Raw genomic sequence first — 14,591 nt, 5'->3', positions numbered from 1 at the left:
GTGATGGCCGGGTCAGTGCCTGTGGGCCCAGTCTAGCCGGACCCCGCTCGCACCCACGAGGCGGCTGGCGGGCCGTCTCGACGCGCCGGCGGCTGCCCCCCGGGTAGCGGGCGCATGCCCGCGGGGACCGGTCCCGCGCGGGTGCGGCTGCCTGGTGCCGGTGGTAGGCAGGGCGTATGAGACGCCTCCTCCCCACCGCTGCAGCCCTCACCCTCGTCGCCGGTGCCCTCGCCGGTTGCGGCGGCGACGGCGGGTCCGACCAGACGGAGGAGCCCGGGATCGAGTCCACCGGGTCTCCGGCGGCGAGCCCGTCGGAGACCGTCACCGACCTCGCGCCGGACCAGCCGAGCCTGTCCCCCGGCTCCAGCGCCTCACCCGACGCGTTCGCCGCCGACGACGCAGGACTCACCGCGCTCAGCACGGCCGAGACGGCGGTCGAGAACGCCCGGGCGTTCGAGCTCGACCGCTCCGACGACGACGGCGGTCGCTGGGAGGTGCAGATCGCCGCCGACGGCGTCGAGCACGAGGTCCGCGTCAGCCTCGACGGCACGACGCTCATCGACCACGAGCGCGAGGACGAGCTCGACGACGAGGACCGCACGCGCCTCGACGCGGCGTCGGTGGCGGCGGCCGAGGCGGGCTTCAACGCCCTGAGCGAGGTCTCGGGGGCCATCACCGAGATCACCCTCGACGAGGAGCGCGGCACGGTCGTGTGGGAGGTCGAGGTCCGCACGAGCGACGGCGCCGACATCGACGTCCTCATCGACGCCGCCACCGGCGAGGTCCTCTGACCCGCTAACCGCCGGGGCGGCCCCCTCCGCCCCCGCTCCCGTCCCGACCCACCTCCCGTGATCATGCAGAGGTGCCGGCCGCGGCGCCTCAGGCTTCGTCGCGGGCGACGAGGTGGTTCGCGGCCTGGGCGCGCGGGCGGATGACCATGGAGTCGACGTTGACGTGGTGCGGGCGTTCGAGCGCCCAGCCGATCGCCTCGGCGACGTCCTCGGCGACGAGGGGCTCCGCGACACCTGCGTACACCCGGGCGGCGGCCTCGGGGTCGCCGAGACGGTTGAGCGCGAACTCCTCCGTGCGCACCATCCCCGGCGCGATCTCGATGACGCGGACCGGCTGGCCGACGAGCTCGAGGCGCAGTGTCTGGGCGATGACCCGCTCGGCGTGCTTGGCCGCGACGTAGCCGCCCCCGCCCGGGTAGGTGTCGAGCGCGGCCGTGGACGTGACGAGGAGGACGTCCCCGGCGCCGGTGGCGCGCAGGTCCGGCAGGAGGGCCTGCGTGAGCCGGAGCGTGGCGAGGACGTTCATCTCGTACATCGCCAGCCAGTCGGCCGGGTCCCCGTCCTCGACGCTGTCGGCGCCGATCGCCCCGCCGGCGTTGTTGACGAGGCTCTGCACGCCCCCCGTGGCTCGGACGTGGGCGACGAGCGCGGCGACGTCGTCGGGAGCGGTGAGGTCGGCGGCGAACCACGAGCAGCCGGTCTCGGCCGCGAGCGCCTCGAGCCGCTCGGTGCGCCGGGCGGTCGCGAGGACGTCCCAGCCGGCGGCGCGCAGCCGGCGCACCGTCGCGGCGCCGATGCCGGTCGAGGCGCCGGTGACGAGGACGCGGCGGGTGGGGGCGGTAGTCGTGGCGCTCATGCGCCGATCCTGCCGCACCGCCCGGGCGTACCGCGCGAGGTGCCGTGGCGAGGACGGCAGCGCGCACCCGGACCGCCTGGTGCCCGCACGCGTGGAGGCATGCGTGGCCGGTTGTGGCGCCGGTGGCGCCCGCGCCGCGATACTGGCGCGACGGCCCGGCGCGGCGCCGGAGACGAACGAGGAGCTGGTATGCGGGTCGGATTCATCGGTGCAGGGAACATGGCGGGCGCGATCGTCCGCGGGATCACGGCGGCGGGCGTCGTCGCCGGCGACGACGTCCTCGTCGTCGACGCCCGGCCCGAGGCCTCCGCCGCCCTCGCGGACGCGACGGGCGCCCGCGTCCCCGCCTCGGCCGCCGATCTCGTCGCCGCGAGCGACGTCGTCGTCCTCGCCGTCAAGCCCCAGGTCATCCCGGGCGTCCTCGCCGAGCTCGGCGGGGCACTCGTCGCGCGCCGCCCGCTGCTCGTCTCCATCGCGGCCGGGACGAGCCTCGCCGCCCTCGCGGGCATGCTCCCCGACGGCGCGGACCTGCCCGTCGTGCGCGTCATGCCGAACGTCAACGCGATGATCGGCGCCGGCATGGCCGCCGTGTGCGGGAACGCCGCCACGAGCGCCGACGACGTCGAGCGCGTGCGGGCGCTCTTCGCCGCCGTCGGCGACGCCGTCGTCCTCGCCGAGGCCGACTTCTCCACGTACACGGCCATCGCCGGTTCGGCCCCGGCCTTCGCGTTCGCGTTCATCGACGCCCTCGCCCGCGGCGCCGTCAAGAACGGGATGCCCAAGGCCCTCGCGACGCGCATCGCCGCGCAGACCCTCCTCGGCAGCGCCCGGATGGTCCTCGAGCGGGCCGAGGACGGCCTCACCCCGGCGGACCTGGTCGACATGGTCAGCTCCCCGGGCGGGACGACGGTCGCCGGAACCGTCGCCATGGACGAGGCCGGGTTCGGCCCCGCCGTCGTCCGCGGCGTCCAGGCGACGATCGACCGCGACCGCGAGCTCGGCGCCCGCTGAGCTCGCGCCGAGACCCGGCGTAGGATCGCTGCGGATCCCCGGCGTACGCCGGGTGCGCGGGCCTGGACTGGGGCCGCCGATCCGCGCGCGGCGCTGTGTCTGCGCAGTCTGCTTCCACCGACTGCCCTGGAGACCTCATGCCGCGCCGCCCCCTCACCGCCGGCTCCCTCGCCGTGCTCGCCCTCGCCCTCGCCGCCTGCGGCCCCGCTGATGGTGGCGATCCTCGTGCCGCCGGGACGGACGCCGACGGCGGGACGGCCTCGGCTTCAGCCACGCCTGGCGATGCGGCCTCGGCCGCTCCCGGCGCCTCGGGCTCGGCCACGCCGAGCACGGCCGCCTTCCCCCTCACCGTCTCGACGTGCGGGGTGGAGACGACGCTCGTGGCTCCCCCGGAGCGCATCGTCACCATCAAGTCCTCGGCGACGGAGATGGTCCTCGCGCTCGGCGCGGGCGACAGGCTCGTCGCCACCGCGTACCCCGACGGCGAGGTCCCCGCCGACCTCCCCGCCCCGGCCGCGGACGTGCCGGTGCTCGCCGAGAAGAACCCCTCCTCCGAGGCGGTGCTCGCGCTCGCCCCGGACCTCGTCTACGCGGGCTGGGAGTCGAACCTCTCCGCCGACGCCGCCGGGGAGCGGTCCCGCTACGAGGACCTCGGCATCTCGACCCTCGTCTCCCCCTCGGCGTGCAAGGGTGCGGCGCACAAGCCCGACCGGCTCACGTTCGACGCCGTCTTCGCGGAGATCACCCAGGCCGGGGCCGTCCTCGGGGCCGAGGACGCCGCCGCGGCGCTCGTCGCCGCGCAGCGCGCCGAGCTCGCCGCGCTCGAGCCGTCCGGCGCCGGCCGCACTGCGCTCTGGTACTCCTCGGGCTCGGACATCCCGTACGTCGGCGCCGGCACCGGGGCACCGCAGATGCTCATGGAGGCCGTCGGGCTCGAGAACATCGCGGCCGACGTCGCCGACACGTGGACGTCGCTCGCGTGGGAGGCGGTCGCCGACCGCGACCCCGACGTCATCGTCCTCGTCGACTCCGCGTGGAACACCGCCGAGCACAAGATCGAGATCCTCGAGTCCAACCCCGTCACCGCCGTGCTGCCCGCCGTGCGCGAGGAGCGCTACGTCGTCGTCGACTTCCCGGCGACCGAGGCCGGGGTGCGCAACGTCCCCGCAGCGACCGACCTCGCGGCCCAGCTCGCCGCGCTCGACGGCGCTCCCCCGGCGTGAGGGACGGGCAGGAGCCCGCGCCGGCGGCGGTCCGACGCCGGGGCTCCGTCGGCCTCGCCGCGCTCGTCCTCGCCGCGCTGCTCCTCGCCGGTCTGACGTGGGCGCTGACACTGGGGCAGGCGGACATCGCCGCGGGTGGCGTGTGGACCTCGGCATGGCACCGCGTGTGCACGGCGCTCGGCGGCACGGCCGGCGCGGGGTGGTGCGCCGCGGAGCCCCTGACGACGATCGAGCAGGCGATCGTCTGGGACGGGCGCGCGCCCCGCGCGGTGACCGCCGCGGCCGTCGGCGCTGGCCTCGCCGTGTGCGGTGGCGTCATGCAGGCGCTCACGCGCAACCCGCTCGCCGACCCCTACCTGCTCGGCATCTCCTCCGGCGCCTCCCTCGGCGCCGTGGCCGTGCTCGTCCTCGGCGTCTCGGTCATCCTGCCGGTCGCCGCGTTCGCCGGGGCGCTCGCCGCGCTCGTCCTCACCCTGGCCCTGGCGACGGCGCGCGGCGGCGGGCTCTCCCCCGTGCGGACGATCCTCGCCGGTGTCGCTGTCGCGCAGGCGTGCTCCGCGCTCGTCAGCTTCGTCATCTTCTCCTCGGCCACGGGCGACTCCTACCGCGAGATCCTCGCCTGGCTCCTCGGCTCCCTCGGTGGGGCGACATGGGCCGACGCCGCCATCGCCGTCGGAGCACTCGCCGTCGTCGGGGTCTTCCTCACCGCCCAGGGCCGCACGCTCGACGCCTTCACGTTCGGCGACGTCTCGGCGGCCTCCCTCGGCATCGACGTCCGCCGTACGCGCTGGCTGCTGCTCACCGCCGTCGCGCTCCTCACGGGCGCGCTCGTCAGCGTCTCCGGCGCCATCGGGTTCGTCGGGCTCGTCCTGCCCCACGCCGTGCGGCTCCTCGTCGGGGCGCGCCACCACCGCCTCCTCCCCCTCGCCGCGCTCGGCGGCGCGGCGTTCCTCCTCGCCGCGGACACCGCGGCCCGGAGCATCGCCGAGCCGCGCGAGCTGCCCGTCGGGATCCTCACCGCCGCCATCGGTGCGCCCGCCTTCGCCCTCCTCCTGCGCCGGAGCACGACGTGAGCGGCCGGCGCGAGCCGCTCGAGGCGGCTCGGGCGGGTGCCCGCGGCGACGACGGCGCGCCCACTCTCGCCGTCGACGGCCTCACGTTCGCCGTCGGGGGCGTGACGATCCTCGACGGCGTCGACGCCACCGTTCCGGCGGGGGCGGTGAGCGCCGTCGTCGGCCCGAACGGCTCGGGGAAGTCGACCCTTCTGCGCCTCGTCGCGGGCGCGCTCACCCCCACTGCGGGGATGCTCCGGCTCGACGGCGCCGACCTCACCGCGATGCCGGCGCGGGAGCGGGCCCGCCTGGTGGCGCTCGTCGAGCAGGACTCGACCGCCGAGGTCCACCTGCACGCGCGCGACGTCGTCCTCCTCGGCCGGGTGCCGCACCGCGCGCGCTGGGGCGCCGACTCCCCCGCCGACCTCGCCGTCGCGGAGGCAGCCCTCGCCCGGACAGGGGCGGCCGACCTCGCCGGACGCGACTTCGCCACGCTCTCGGGCGGCGAGCGCCAGCGCGTCCACCTCGCGCGAGCCATCGCCCAGGTGCCGCACCTGCTCATGCTCGACGAGCCGACGAACCACCTCGACGTCGGCGCCCAGCTCGCCGTGCTCGGCCTCGCCCGCGAGCTCGCGGACGACGGCGTCACCGTGCTCGCCGCGCTGCACGACCTCAACCACGCCCTGCGGTACTGCGACCACGTCGTCGTCCTCGACGCCGGCCGGGTGACCGCTGCCGGGCCGCCCGCCGAGGTCCTGAGCGAGGCGCTCGTCAGCCGGGTCTACGGGGTGCGTGCCCGCCGGGTGCACGCGGGCGGGCGGGACCTGCTCCTCTTCGACCCGGTATGAACCGGGCCGCGCCCGACCGCGAGCGGACGCGCCCCGGCAGGTGGCCACCGAGGCGAGACGCACGGACATGCCGACGTCAGGGCTCTTTCGATCGGCGCACTGTCCACGCCGCATTCGCGGCGCGCTCTCGGAGGCACCGAGGAGGCGGTCAGTGCGGCGGCCGCAGATCTGCGAACGCCGTGCTGGCCCTGCAGCCGAGCTCGCCGGGCTTGAGGTAGATCGACGGAACGTACACGTCGTGCACCTCGCCGGTCTCGGAGCGCGCCACGAGGACGCAGTCGTCGTCGTCGCCGGTGGCGACCGCGACCGTCCGGCCCTCGATGCTCGCCGTGACCTCTGCGAGCGGCGTGACGCCGTTCGGGTGCGGCTCCAGCAGCGCCGTCACGGCCGCGACGACGTCGGCCTCTGGCGGCAGGTCGTCGGGCAGGGCGCTCAGCGCCGACCGCACAGCCTCCTCGGCGTTGACGGCGACCCGGGGACGCTGAGACGGCGGTGCGGGTACGGCCACGAGCTCGTCGGGACAGTCCACGCCGCGGACGCCATCCACGCCCCAGTTGTCGAACGCGACCCGGAAGCAGTGGGGACCCGGGTCCTGCTCGGCCGGTGCGTCCCAGTACCCTCGCGGTGCTCGCGTGTCGGGGACGGTGAGGCCCAAGGTGATCCAGCCGATCGCCTCGCCGGCCACGTGCATGTCGGCGTCCACCTCCTCAACGCCGAGCATGACGATCCCGCTGCCCTCGGTAGCCGCCTGGACGCGCTCGGCGAACTGCACGACGTCGTAGGCGTGCGAGTGGAAGACCGTCGGCGCGAGCAGGTTGTCGATGGAGCTCCTCGCGTACTCCTCGCCGAGCGACGCGGGCGAGGAGCAGCCGACGAGAGCGGCCGCTCCTACGGCGGCGAGTGCGCTGATCACGTAGCGCGCGAGCAAACGCATGCCAGGACACTAGCGGGGGCCCCTCGAAGGCCGTCACTGGCACCGACCCTTCTCGCCACGGCAGACCGCGCCAGGCAAGAGGCGCTCGAGACGACACTCGCTCGGTTCAGCAGATCCATTGCTGGCACCAGGGGCTCGGTGACCTCCCTGCCATGCACGTCCACGCTCTCGTCCTGCGTGGTCGGCCGCACGGTCGCGCGGGTTGTGCTTTCGTTGGTGCTGCCGACGAAGGAGCGCAGAATGACAACGACGAACCAGCAGCAGCCAGCGACCGCGTCGGCGCCTCCTCCTGCTCCGACCGATGTCCCTGAGCTCCCGGATCTCCCAGTTCCACGCGCCGTCGACGACCGCCTGGTCTATGACGCGGTCACCTATGCCCGGCCGCTCGGCTTCCGACCGCTCCTGATGGACGTGCACCTGCCCGCCGATGCAGGCCGTCCTGCGCCGTGCGTCGTCTGGATCCACGGCGGTGCATGGTGGGAGGGCGACCGACGCTTCCCGCCGGGCAACTGGCCGCACGACGACCACTGGTTCCGGCTGCTGGTCGCATCCGGGTTGGCGGTCGCGACGATCGACTACCGGCTCTCCGGTGAGGCACGCTATCCCGCGCAGCTCGCGGACGCTCAAGCGGCGATCCGCTTCCTCCGTCACCACGCCGGCGCGCTGGGCATCGACCCCGACCGCATCGGGGCCGCCGGTGAGTCCGCCGGCGGCCACCTCGCGGCCCTCGTCGCACTCACCGGCGACACCCCGGTCGCTCCGACGGACCGCAGCGTCGTGGGGCCGAGCAGCGCCGTCGCAGCTGCGGTGCCGATGTACGCGGTGACCGACCTCCTCGCCTTCGGAACGGACGCTTCCGACGGCACCGAGGAGGAGTCGTGGGAGGGCCCCTCACCCGAGGACCTCCTCCTGGGCCGGCCCGTCGCGGAGATGGCCGACGTCGCCCGGGCGGCGTCACCGGTCGGGCACGTGCACCCCGCCGCGCCGCCGATGCTCCTGCTGCACGGCGCCGCAGACACCCTCGTCCCTCCCGCGCACAGCGAGCGCCTGGCCGCCGCCCTGCAGCACGTCGGTGCACCGGTGCGCCTCGAGCTCGTGCCGGGTGGCGAGCACTGCTTCGCCGGCGCCGACCCCGTGCCCGCCCTCCGGTCCGCGGTCGCGTTCCTCGCCGAGCACCTGCGTGCTTGACGCCTGGCACGCAGCCGCTACGGCCCTGGCGCAGTGCTCTCTGCGACGATAGCTGGCATGGAGATCCTGCTCGTCACCGTGTTGATCTACGTCGTGGCACTGCTGGTCGTCGGATACGTGTTGTACCGGGCGGTCCGTGCCGGTGTGCGGGACGGCATCCTGGGAGCTGACCAGTACCGGAAGCAGGCCGCCCGGGACACTGCACGCATGTCCACCGACGCTGCGCCGCACCCGGGCACTCTCGACAGCTGACTTGCGCGTGGGGCTTGAGCGCCGCGCGCTCAGGGGCGGTAGAGCTGCCACATGGTCAGCTCGCTGTCGTGTTTCCGGAGGCGCGTGATGGCTTCGTCGAGGCTGCGTCGTTCTAGAGCTCCAGCCCTGCTCGCACGGCCTCGCCCTCGCCAGACTCGATGTCGATGATGTCGACCTGAGCCCACGAGAGGGCACCTGCTTGGACCTCACGTATCCGTGAGGGTCGAAGTGAGGCGATGTGGTCGTGCTCGTCCATGCCACTCATCCTCCCGCACGGGTTCATGACGGGCGACGGTCGCGCGCCTCGCTTCCCGGCTGCTGTAGACGCGTACCAAGAGCGTCCGGACATGCCGCCTGACCGATGCGCGTCACTGGGCTGCCGCAGGGTTCGACCTCAGACGGCTTCGAGGACGAAGAAGAGGAAGCACAGGAACGACCGGCCCTCGAAGTCGGGTGGGAGCAGCTCCGGCGGGGTGTCCGGGGCGGGAGGCGGTTCGCTCACCGTCGCGATGCGAAAGCCCGCCGCGGCGAAGGCATCTGTCATGGCGTGCAGTGGTCGGTGCCAGAAGGTCAGGACCGCACGCTGTCCGTCGAAGGTGTAGTCCTCGGAGTACCTGGTGACCGCGAAGTAGTCGGCCTCCGGGTACACGGAACGCTGCGCCGCGTACTCGATCGCGTAAGAGGTCGGGTGGTTCACCGCGAGGATGAGACGACCACCCGGCTCCAGCACCCGTCGCAGCTCGGCGAGCGGACCGGCCCAGTCCTCAAGGTAGTGCAGGACGAGAGAGGCGACGACGTCATCGAACTCGGCGTCGGCGAACGGCAGCGGCTCGCCCAGGTCGGCTACGCGCACGTCAGTGTCCTCGCCCAGCCTCTCGCGTGCCAGGTCGACCATGGCTGCGCTCGTGTCGAAGGCCGTGATGACGGCGCCCTTGGCGCGGATCGCAGCCGACAACGGCCCGGCACCACACCCCGCGTCGAGGATCCGGCGCCCCGAGACGTCGCCGAGGAGCCGGAGCATCTCAGGGCGCTCGTAGTACGCGTTGAAGAGGTTGGACTCGTTGTCCGCCGAGTAGGCGCTCGCGAAGCTGTCGTAGTCGCTGGACGTCACCATGAGCTCGTTCTCGCAGGAAGCATGGGTTGTTCCTATCGGGGCGATGCGGGTGGGACAAACCCGCACGCGGTCCGGGCGGCGCGAGCACGCACTCGTGCCGCACTGAGAGCGCGTCGCGCTCGCCGCGACCTCGCCCCGGTCAACCGGCCGAGCACGGCGCGCTGACCGGCGTCTCCGAGCCGACGACGGCACAGGGTCCGCGCCGTTACGACCTCGTGAACGTCAGGTGGGTGACGCCACTGGGGGTGGAGACGGCCTCGACGTCGTAGTGCTCCTCCAGCGCCTCGAGGCCGTCCCACAGCCGCACGCCCCGGCCGAGGACGATCGGCACCTGGACGAGGTGCACGTGGTCGACGAGCCCTGCCGCGATGAAGTCGCGAGCGACGGTCGGTCCCCCACCGATGCGCACGTCCTGGCCGGATGCGGCCTCACACGCGACCTCGAGCGCCTCGGCGGGCGAGGCGTCGAGGAAGTGGAACGTCGTCCTGGCTTCCATCTCGATCGGCGACCGCGGGCGATGGGTGAGCACGAAGGTCGGCGAGTGGAACGGCGGGTTCGGGCCCCACCACCCGCGCCAGTCGTCGTCGTCCTGCCAACCCGGGGGCCGAACTTGCCCGCGCCCATGATCTCGGCGCCGATGCCCGGCTCGTGCTGCTGGGCGAACGCGTCGTCGATGCCGGCGGTGCCGCCCTCACGTCCCAGGACGGGGGCGCCGAAACGGGTGGCGATCATCCACTCGTGCAGGCGGCTGCCGGCATGGCCCATGGGTGCGTCGGGCGCCTGGCCCGCGCCTGTGGCGAATCCGTCCAGCGAGATCGAGAGGTTGTGGATGCGGGTCCGTGTCATGTGCTCGCTCCGTCAGGTCGCGTCCCGGACCGCGTGGCGCACGTAGATCACTCCGCTGGAGAACCGGCCGTGGTCCAGCAGCTCGAGATCGAGCCGAACGCCCTGCGGCAGCGCCGGCTTTCCGCCGCCGACGAGCACGGGGTACAGGAGCAGGACGCACTCGTCGACCAGCCCGTGGCGGAACGCCTCGGCCCCGATGGTCGCGCCGCCGATGCTCAGGTCGGCGGCGGACTCCTCCTTGAGCTGTCGCACCGCGTCGGGCTCGAACCGCCGCTCGATCCGAGTCCGCGCCGTCGTCACCTCGTCGAGCGTCGAGGAGTAGACCACCTTGTGGGCGTCGCGCCAGATCCCCGCGTACTCGCGGACGACGGCGGGTTCGGTCGTCAACCACTCGTCGTCCTCCCAGACGCGCATGGTCTCGTACATGCGGCGGCCGTAGAGCGACGTGCCGATGTGCCGTTCGTGCTCGTTCCAGAACGCGTGCACGGCATCGTCAGGCACGGACCAGTCGAAGGAGCCGGCCTCGTCCTCGAGGTAGCCGTCGAGCGAGATGTTGGCCGCGTAGATCAGCTTGCCCATGGATGGCTCCTCATAGACGGGCTCACAGCGTGCCAGCGTCGCGCTGGCGCCGACAAGAGCATCGGTGCCGGGGGAAGACGGCAGACACGGGCACGTCGCGGTGGCAGGCTGCTGCCATGACGAGCCTCGGCGCCCCCGAGACCCGCTTCGCCAGGTCCGGTGACGTCGACATCGCCTATCAGGTGGTGGGCGAGGGCGAGCGGGACATCGTGGTTGGCATCGGGTGGGTCTCCCACCTCGAGCTGTTGTGGGAGCTGCCTGAGACGGTGCACTTCTTGCGTCGCCTCCAGTCGCTCGGGCGTCTCGTCCTGCACGACGCCCGCGGCACGGGCCTCTCCGACCGTCCTGCCCGCCCGGCGGCGCTCGACGACCTCGTCGACGACCTCGTCGCGGTGCTCGACGCTGTCGGCAGCACGCGCGCCGTGCTCGTCGGCTGGCTCGACAAGGCCGCGGGGGCGCTCGCGCTCGCGGCGCGTCACCCGGCACGGGTGGAGGCGCTCGTGCTCGGCGAGGCGATGGCCACGACGGTTCCGCGGGCGGGCCATCCGGAGGGGTTGGACCCCGCCGTCGTCGAGGACCTCGCGGCTGCTGTCGAGCAGGGCGCATGGGGCACCGGAGCCCTCCTGCCCGGCATCGCCCCGAGCGTCGCAGACGACCCGCGCATCGCCGCCTGGTGGCGACGCTGGGAGCGGATGTCAGCGACCCCGAACATGGCGGCGGGCGTGCTTCGGACGCTGCTCGACCTCGACGTGCGGGCCCTCCTGCCGGCCGTCACCGCGCCGACGCTCGTGCTGCACCGATCAGGCAACACCCTGGTGCCGGGCGCGGCTGTGCGTCGCCTCGTCCGTGACCTACCCGATGGGCGCCTCGTGGAGCTCCCCGGAGCGGACCTCGCCGCCTTCTTCGGCGACACCGACGCGCTCCTGGACGAGGTCGAGGAGTTCCTCACCGGCACCCGGACCGGCGCCGACTCGGACCGGGCCGTCCTCACCATGCTCGTCACCGACGTCGTCGGGTCCACCTCGCGCGCCGCTGAGCTCGGTGACCATCGGTGGAGCGAGCTGCTCGACTTCCATCACCGTGAGGTGCGCGGGGCCCTCGCGCGGCACGGCGGCACCGAGGTCGACACGGCGGGTGACGGGTTCCTCGCCGTCTTCGCACTCCCGAGCCGTGCCCTGGCATGCGCGCGCGAGGCGCGGGACCGGCTCGCCGCCGGCGGGCTGACCATCCGCGCCGGCCTGCACACCGCCGAGGTGGTCCGCTCCGGCACCGGCGTCCGCGGTCTCGGGGTGCACGTCGCCGCACGCGTGGCCGCGGGCGCGGGCCCGGGCGAGATCCGTGCATCGGGCACCGTCGCCGACCTGGTCGTCGGCACGCGCGCCACGTTCGCGGAGCTCGGGGACGCGGACCTGGCCGGGGTGCCCGGCCGTTGGCGTCTCGTCGCGCTCACGGACCGGGACGAGAAAGGGTGAGCGGCGCGCACGCCGGCCATCCCGGTCTCTCGTATCCAGTGGCAGAGGTACGTCGCGTCACCGCCGTCGACCAGGAGCACGTCGGCTGCGCGAACCCACGGGACCCACCGCTCCTCGTCGATGGTGGGTATCCGGTGCCCCCACTGGGGCGGTCGGCACGCAGAGGGCGTGGCAGTCGGAGATCGGCTTGCCGAGAGGCTGCACCAACGCGGCCTGCTCGGGTTGGTGATCCCGCTGGGCTCCCGGGCTACGGTGCACGGATGAGCAATCTCACCATCGTGGGCGACCGAGACTCGTGGCGCTGCTGGCTGTGCGACGAGCCGGTGGATCCTGACGCCTCGGTCAACTCCGACCGCGGCCCCAGCGTCGACGCCGGTCTCGCCAAGGCCAAGAAGAAGGGTGCGGCAGGCCCGGAGCGGCTCGCCCATCGCGCGTGCAACACGCGCAAGGGGGCCGTCAAGCCGGTGGTGCCGTGGTCGCCCGACCTCTTCGTCGTCGATCCTGCGCCGATCGCGGAGACCGTGGAGCGCCTCGGTCGCAAGGGAGGGCGCGAGGTGGTGGCGCGCTGCCCGAGCCGCGAGGACGCCGACGCGGCGGCCGCCTGGCTCGTCGACCGGCTGTCGCGCTTCGCTCCCGACCTCGCCGTCACGACGCAGGTCGAGCCGGGGGGCGGGCAGTTCCTGCTCGTGCTGCGCACCGTCTGACGCCGGCGCAGCACGCCCGCCCATGGCGCCGCGACGGGTGCTGGCATGACGACCATCGACGGCCGGCAGCTCGCTAGCCTGCTGTCCGTGTCCGATCTCTGCGGCGCCGCGCCCCCGGTGCACGTCATGAGCGCGTTCGGCATCGAGGGACCGGTTGAGCGGCTGTCAGGGGGTCAGGGCACGTCATGGCGGGCGGGGGCGCACGTGCTCAAGCCCGCCGGGGACGAGGTCGAGGCAGCGTGGCTGGCCGACACCCTGGCCCGGGTCGATCAGGACGGCTACCGCCTGGCGCAGCCGGCACGCGCCGCCGACGGTCGGTGGGTCGTCGAGGGGTGGACCGCTGCTCGGTGGGTGGCCGGTGACCCCGACCCCTCAGGGCGCTGGCCCGAGCTGCTCGAGGCCAGCCGCTCCTTCCACGTGGCCGTGCGACGTGTGCCGCGTCCGGGGTTCCTAGCGCGGCGGACGCACTGGTGGGCCGAGGCCGACCGGTCGGCCTGGGACGAGATCCCCCCTCCCGCCGTGCCGGCCCTGCGTCCACTCCGTGCCGACCTCGTGCGGCTCACCGCACCCGTGACGGAGCCCTCACAGCTCATCCACGGTGATCTCTGCGGGAACGTCCTCCTCCACGACAGCCTGCCGCCCGCCGTCATCGACGTGTCCCCGTACTGGCGGCCGGCGCTGCTCGCGGACGCGATCATTGTTGCCGACGGGTTGCTGTGGAGGGGCGAGGGGAACGACCTCATGCAGGCGGCGGGCCGTGCCGGGGAGCCGTCGTGGGTCGCGCGCGGACTGCTCTTCCGCCTCGACACGATGGGGCACCAGCTCGTGCACGGCGATCGCGCCACCACGGACGAGGAGCTCGCGCCCTACGACGCCGCTCTCGAGCGGCTCCAGCAGTCGGGTTAGCAGGACGCGGCGGACGGACAGTCGCGCCGTCGGCCGTGCGTGCGCGGATCAGTCCTCGTGCGCGACGCGGAACAGGTCCTCCTCCGGCGGGCGGACGAGGGCACGGGCACCCGGGCCGTCCTCGGCCGTCACGAGGTGGCCGAGGCCGCGCACGACGGCGACCGGCCGCCCGCTGACCTTGCCCTTGGCGAGCTCGGCGGCCGCGGCGATCTCATCCGCTGCCGCGACGACGCTCGAGCGCAGCTGGCGGCCGTAGGCGTCGGTGCGCCCGCGCATGTCCTCGAGGACCATGACGCCGGCGGCGCCGATGGCGATGTCGGCCACCCCCTGCCGCCACGGCCGTCCGACGGTGTCCGTGACGAGCACGCCGGGCCGCCCGCCCAACCGGGCGGCGAGCCCGCGGCGCAGGCTGCGCGCGGAGGCGTCCGGGTCCTCGGGCAGGAGGAGCGCGGTGCCGAGCGGGACGTCGGAGGTGTCGACGCCGGCGGCGGCCATGACGAGCCCCTGCGGGTTCTCGACGATCCGCAGGACCGAGCCGTCCGGGCGCGGCCGCTCGGCGACGACCCGCACGGTCTGGCCGGCGATGACGGCGTCACGCTCGGCGTCGTCCCGGGCGGCGACGAGCCGGCGCTCGGCCTTGGCGACGATCTTGCTGGCGACGACGACGATGTCGCCCTCGGCGAGGCCGGTGCTGCCGTCGGGCCAGATCAGCGCCTGGAGCGCGGGGGCGATGCGCGCAGCGAGGTCGTCGCCACCGGTGATCGTGGGCACGCCGTCGGGCGCCTGAGCGAGGAGCATCGTCATGGGCTCGACCT

General features: G+C 74.0%; 16 protein-coding genes and 2 pseudogenes. 10 read left to right on the top strand and 8 right to left on the bottom strand.

The window, feature by feature from the left end; genetic code table 11:
* Nucleotides 1–176 precede the first annotated feature (176 nt).
* Nucleotides 177–791: a PepSY domain-containing protein gene (locus tag V2J63_RS10745; protein ID WP_331231029.1), complete on the top strand. Its 615-nt coding sequence runs from the start codon at nt 177–179 to the stop codon at nt 789–791.
* An 88-nt stretch (nt 792–879) separates the two neighbouring features.
* Here V2J63_RS10745 and V2J63_RS10740 read toward each other — a convergent pair whose 3' ends face one another.
* Nucleotides 880–1,647, bottom strand: a complete 768-nt coding sequence (locus tag V2J63_RS10740) for an SDR family oxidoreductase (protein ID WP_331231028.1) — start codon at nt 1,645–1,647, stop codon at nt 880–882.
* Nucleotides 1,648–1,836: 189 nt separating this feature from the next.
* Here V2J63_RS10740 and proC point away from each other — a divergent pair, with 189 nt between their 5' ends.
* From proC to V2J63_RS10720, 4 genes are all read left to right on the top strand, one after another.
* Nucleotides 1,837–2,658, top strand: coding sequence for a pyrroline-5-carboxylate reductase (gene proC / locus V2J63_RS10735; protein WP_331231027.1), 822 nt, complete (start codon nt 1,837–1,839; stop codon nt 2,656–2,658).
* 137 nt (nt 2,659–2,795) lie between these two features.
* Nucleotides 2,796–3,881, top strand: coding sequence for a putative F420-0 ABC transporter substrate-binding protein (locus tag V2J63_RS10730; RefSeq protein WP_331231026.1), 1,086 nt, complete (start codon nt 2,796–2,798; stop codon nt 3,879–3,881).
* Nucleotides 3,878–4,954 (top strand): putative F420-0 ABC transporter permease subunit, encoded by a 1,077-nt coding sequence (locus V2J63_RS10725; protein ID WP_434056315.1) that lies wholly within the window; start codon nt 3,878–3,880, stop codon nt 4,952–4,954. The genes V2J63_RS10730 and V2J63_RS10725 overlap by 4 nt, the downstream gene beginning before the upstream one ends.
* The gene (locus V2J63_RS10720; protein ID WP_331231025.1) at nt 4,951–5,781 is read left to right on the top strand and encodes an ABC transporter ATP-binding protein; all 831 of its coding nucleotides are present in this window, start codon (nt 4,951–4,953) and stop codon (nt 5,779–5,781) included. The genes V2J63_RS10725 and V2J63_RS10720 overlap by 4 nt, the downstream gene beginning before the upstream one ends.
* Nucleotides 5,782–5,929: 148 nt before the next feature.
* On the opposite strand, the gene V2J63_RS10715 is transcribed toward V2J63_RS10720, so the two are convergent.
* On the bottom strand, nt 5,930–6,715 hold the full coding sequence (locus V2J63_RS10715) for a hypothetical protein (RefSeq protein ID WP_331231024.1): 786 nt from the start codon (nt 6,713–6,715) through the stop codon (nt 5,930–5,932).
* Between the two features lie 405 nt (nt 6,716–7,120).
* Here V2J63_RS10715 and V2J63_RS10710 point away from each other — a divergent pair, with 405 nt between their 5' ends.
* Nucleotides 7,121–7,903: an alpha/beta hydrolase gene (locus tag V2J63_RS10710; protein WP_331231023.1), complete on the top strand. Its 783-nt coding sequence runs from the start codon at nt 7,121–7,123 to the stop codon at nt 7,901–7,903.
* Nucleotides 7,904–7,960: 57 nt separating this feature from the next.
* Nucleotides 7,961–8,155 carry a hypothetical protein gene (locus V2J63_RS10705; RefSeq protein WP_331231022.1) on the top strand — a complete coding sequence of 65 codons (195 nt, stop codon included), beginning with the start codon at nt 7,961–7,963 and terminating at the stop codon, nt 8,153–8,155.
* Nucleotides 8,156–8,267: 112 nt separating this feature from the next.
* On the opposite strand, the gene V2J63_RS10700 is transcribed toward V2J63_RS10705, so the two are convergent.
* The 4 genes and pseudogenes from V2J63_RS10700 to V2J63_RS10685 all read right to left on the bottom strand — a co-directional run bounded on the left by V2J63_RS10700 (nt 8,268) and on the right by V2J63_RS10685 (nt 10,694).
* Nucleotides 8,268–8,411, bottom strand: a complete 144-nt coding sequence (locus V2J63_RS10700) for a hypothetical protein (protein ID WP_331231021.1) — start codon at nt 8,409–8,411, stop codon at nt 8,268–8,270.
* A 138-nt stretch (nt 8,412–8,549) separates the two neighbouring features.
* Nucleotides 8,550–9,269, bottom strand: coding sequence for a class I SAM-dependent methyltransferase (locus V2J63_RS10695; protein WP_331231020.1), 720 nt, complete (start codon nt 9,267–9,269; stop codon nt 8,550–8,552).
* A gap of 205 nt (nt 9,270–9,474) precedes the next feature.
* Nucleotides 9,475–10,115: pseudogene (locus V2J63_RS15870) on the bottom strand (dihydrofolate reductase family protein).
* 12 nt (nt 10,116–10,127) lie between these two features.
* Nucleotides 10,128–10,694, bottom strand: a complete 567-nt coding sequence (locus tag V2J63_RS10685; RefSeq protein ID WP_331231018.1) for a dihydrofolate reductase family protein — start codon at nt 10,692–10,694, stop codon at nt 10,128–10,130.
* Nucleotides 10,695–10,810: 116 nt separating this feature from the next.
* Between V2J63_RS10685 and V2J63_RS10680 the strand changes: the two genes are divergently transcribed.
* A complete protein-coding gene (locus V2J63_RS10680; RefSeq protein WP_331231017.1) occupies nt 10,811–12,166 on the top strand; it encodes an adenylate/guanylate cyclase domain-containing protein in 1,356 nt (451 codons plus the stop codon).
* Here V2J63_RS10680 and V2J63_RS15865 read toward each other — a convergent pair.
* Nucleotides 12,160–12,424: pseudogene (locus tag V2J63_RS15865) on the bottom strand (hypothetical protein); the annotation flags it as partial. The gene V2J63_RS10680 and the pseudogene V2J63_RS15865 sit on opposite strands and share 7 nt — an antisense overlap.
* Before the next feature lie 2 nt (nt 12,425–12,426).
* Here V2J63_RS15865 and V2J63_RS10675 point away from each other — a divergent pair.
* Nucleotides 12,427–12,870, top strand: coding sequence for a hypothetical protein (locus V2J63_RS10675; RefSeq protein WP_331231016.1), 444 nt, complete (start codon nt 12,427–12,429; stop codon nt 12,868–12,870).
* Nucleotides 12,871–12,957: 87 nt separating this feature from the next.
* Entirely contained in the window at nt 12,958–13,776 is an 819-nt protein-coding gene (locus V2J63_RS10670; protein WP_331231015.1) for a TIGR02569 family protein, read from the top strand.
* A gap of 48 nt (nt 13,777–13,824) precedes the next feature.
* Here V2J63_RS10670 and cofE read toward each other — a convergent pair whose 3' ends face one another.
* Nucleotides 13,825–14,580, bottom strand: coding sequence for a coenzyme F420-0:L-glutamate ligase (gene cofE, locus V2J63_RS10665; RefSeq protein WP_331231014.1), 756 nt, complete (start codon nt 14,578–14,580; stop codon nt 13,825–13,827).
* Nucleotides 14,581–14,591 lie beyond the last annotated feature (11 nt).

The organism is Georgenia wangjunii (assembly GCF_036421975.1).
Lineage (GTDB): Bacteria > Actinomycetota > Actinomycetes > Actinomycetales > Actinomycetaceae > Georgenia_A > Georgenia_A wangjunii.
Note: the sequence above shows the minus strand (reverse complement) of the source record. Positions and strands in the feature narration are given on the sequence as shown.

Coding starts and splice junctions, on each gene's coding strand:
- V2J63_RS10710 (WP_331231023.1), top strand. CDS start 7,121: ATGGACGTGCACCTGCCCGCCGATGCAGGCCGTCCTGCGCCGTGCGTC.
- V2J63_RS10680 (WP_331231017.1), top strand. CDS start 10,811: ATGACGAGCCTCGGCGCCCCCGAGACCCGCTTCGCCAGGTCCGGTGAC.
- cofE (WP_331231014.1), bottom strand. CDS start 14,580: ATGACGATGCTCCTCGCTCAGGCGCCCGACGGCGTGCCCACGATCACC.
- V2J63_RS10745 (WP_331231029.1), top strand. CDS start 177: ATGAGACGCCTCCTCCCCACCGCTGCAGCCCTCACCCTCGTCGCCGGT.
- V2J63_RS10685 (WP_331231018.1), bottom strand. CDS start 10,694: ATGGGCAAGCTGATCTACGCGGCCAACATCTCGCTCGACGGCTACCTC.
- V2J63_RS10695 (WP_331231020.1), bottom strand. CDS start 9,269: ATGGTGACGTCCAGCGACTACGACAGCTTCGCGAGCGCCTACTCGGCG.
- V2J63_RS10675 (WP_331231016.1), top strand. CDS start 12,427: ATGAGCAATCTCACCATCGTGGGCGACCGAGACTCGTGGCGCTGCTGG.
- V2J63_RS10715 (WP_331231024.1), bottom strand. CDS start 6,715: ATGCGTTTGCTCGCGCGCTACGTGATCAGCGCACTCGCCGCCGTAGGA.
- V2J63_RS10700 (WP_331231021.1), bottom strand. CDS start 8,411: ATGGACGAGCACGACCACATCGCCTCACTTCGACCCTCACGGATACGT.
- V2J63_RS10705 (WP_331231022.1), top strand. CDS start 7,961: ATGGAGATCCTGCTCGTCACCGTGTTGATCTACGTCGTGGCACTGCTG.
- V2J63_RS10740 (WP_331231028.1), bottom strand. CDS start 1,647: ATGAGCGCCACGACTACCGCCCCCACCCGCCGCGTCCTCGTCACCGGC.
- proC (WP_331231027.1), top strand. CDS start 1,837: ATGCGGGTCGGATTCATCGGTGCAGGGAACATGGCGGGCGCGATCGTC.
- V2J63_RS10730 (WP_331231026.1), top strand. CDS start 2,796: ATGCCGCGCCGCCCCCTCACCGCCGGCTCCCTCGCCGTGCTCGCCCTC.